Source organism: Candidatus Caldatribacterium sp. (assembly GCA_014359405.1).
In the GTDB taxonomy this organism is placed as follows: Bacteria; Atribacterota; Atribacteria; order Atribacterales; family Caldatribacteriaceae; genus Caldatribacterium; species Caldatribacterium oleiphilum.
Genome location: JACIZN010000030.1, coordinates 14,951 through 16,797 on the forward strand (window position 1 = coordinate 14,951; position 1,847 = coordinate 16,797).

The following is a 1,847-nucleotide window of genomic DNA, read 5'->3' on the forward strand; positions in this document are numbered from 1 at the left end:
GGCAATAAGCGCCATGATGGAGCTCTTGAACGACCTTGCCGAGTACCTGCGTTTTGTGGGAGAAAAAGGGGTGCATCCCAAAGATAGAGAGCTCCTCCTTTCTGCCATGCGGACCCTTGTGTCCCTCCTCAACCCCATTGCGCCCCACATCACCGAGGAACTCTGGGAGCTCTTGGGTGGGGAAGCGTACCTCTCAAAAGCCCCCTGGCCGGCGTACGACCCGGAGAAGCTCGAAGAGGATGTGGTGGAGATTGTCGTCCAGGTGAACGGCCGGGTTCGAGGGAAAGTGGTTGTACCTCGGGGCCTTGAGGAGAAGGAGGTTCTCGAGCGCGCTCTCCAGGATGAACGCATCAGGCAGTGGCTTGATGGGAAACCCCTGAAGAAGTACATCTACGTTCCGGACAAGCTCGTGAACATCGTCGTATGATGCCACTCTCAAGGCGGGAGAAGATTCTTGCCCTCTGCGCCTCCTTGGGGGCGTTTCTCTTTGTGGGGATTGTGTGGTGGGTGAACCGCCCTAAAGGACACAGTGCCGTCCCTCTCATCGTCCAGATTGAGGGGGCGGTAGAGCATCCTGGAGTCTACGAGGTACCCGAAGGAACGCGCCTTTTTGAGCTTCTTGAGCGTGCCGGAGGGGCAAAGGCAGATGCGGATTTGCGGGGGCTGAACCTTGCGGCTCCCCTCTACGACGGGCAAAAAATCGTTATCCCTGCCCTCCCTCGCCCCGAAAGGACAAGCGGATCTCCTTCTTCTCCCTTTTCGCTATCTCCTCCTCTGGGAGTCTCTCTTGTAAACGTGAACACGGCCTCCCCGGAAGAACTCGAGACGCTACCGGGGATAGGCGAGGTCCTTGCGCAGCGCATCGTTGAGTACCGAGAGGCTCACGGCCCTTTCAAAAGCCCTGAGGACCTTCTCAAGATCAAGGGCATCGGACCGAAGACGCTTGAGAAATTCCGCGACCGGATTACTTTTTAAGCGGACGGGGTTTCTTCCTTTGGCTCTTCCCGGTACGAGACATCCCGGATGTTCACATCGACCCGGGTGACGTTCATGCCTGTCTTCGTCTCGACGACTTTTTTCACCTCTTTTTGAACCTTTCGGGCCACATCGATGAGCACCGAGTCGATATCGGCCACAATCGCAATCTCAAGGTGTACAGTTTTGTCCTTGACCTCCACCTTGACGCCTTTGTTGAGTTCCCGCTTCCCGATGAGGGCACTCAGGGATGCCGCCGGGACCCCGGCCATCCCTGTGACTCCCGGAATCTTCATGGTGGTTATGGCCGCGAGGGTAGCGATGATATCCGGGGCGATGATGATTTCCCCAAGGACCTCAGGGGTTTCCTGGGTAACCTCGGACTCTGGGATTTCCCGATACTCTTCGTTCACGGTTCCGCCTCCTTTCTTCTCCTATTGTACCCGAAATGGCGCTCGATGTACATGGCAAGGAAAAGTCGGCTTATGGCGGTACTCTGGAAATTCGCAACGCCTCCTTAGAATTGTCTTTTCCAGGAGTTGCTCTTCCTCCATTTTTTGGAGTATAATGTGTTACCGGTAACAAAAAAGTGTGCAGAATGGGTTATGCTCACCATCCGTGACGTTGCGAAAAGAGCCGGAGTCTCACCGATGACGGTCTCCCGGGTCATTAATGGGCGGCGGGGGGTGAAACCTGAAACCCGCGCTCGAGTCCTGCAGGCCATAGAGGAGCTCGGGTACGTCCCCAATTCTCTTGCGAGGAGCTTTGCCCTGCAGAAGACAAAGACCATCGGCCTTGTCATCACCGACATCACCAATCCCTTTTTCACCACTCTGGCCCGGGGAGTCGAGGATACGGCGGCGAAGAACCAC

General features: G+C 56.3%; 3 protein-coding genes and 1 pseudogene (1 of these 4 cut by a window edge). 3 read left to right on the forward strand and 1 reads right to left on the reverse strand.

Translation table 11 applies throughout. The features are described 5' to 3' along the window. Both H5U36_03700 and H5U36_03705 read left to right on the forward strand, forming a co-directional pair. Nucleotides 1-427, forward strand: a pseudogene (locus tag H5U36_03700) (leucine--tRNA ligase); it begins 1,926 nt to the left of the window's first position. Then, a complete protein-coding gene (locus H5U36_03705; GenBank protein MBC7217271.1) occupies nucleotides 427-975 on the forward strand; it encodes a helix-hairpin-helix domain-containing protein in 549 nt (182 codons plus the stop codon). Before H5U36_03700 ends, H5U36_03705 begins: the two are co-directional and overlap by 1 nt. Here H5U36_03705 and H5U36_03710 read toward each other — a convergent pair. Then, nucleotides 972-1,388 carry an Asp23/Gls24 family envelope stress response protein gene (locus H5U36_03710; GenBank protein MBC7217272.1) on the reverse strand — a complete coding sequence of 139 codons (417 nt, stop codon included), beginning with the start codon at nucleotides 1,386-1,388 and terminating at the stop codon, nucleotides 972-974. The two genes, H5U36_03705 and H5U36_03710, sit on opposite strands and share 4 nt — an antisense overlap. A gap of 192 nt (nucleotides 1,389-1,580) precedes the next feature. On the opposite strand from H5U36_03710, the gene H5U36_03715 reads away from it, so the two are divergent. Continuing rightward, nucleotides 1,581-1,847 (forward strand): LacI family DNA-binding transcriptional regulator (locus H5U36_03715; GenBank protein MBC7217273.1); only part of this gene is annotated, 267 nt, incomplete at its 3' end.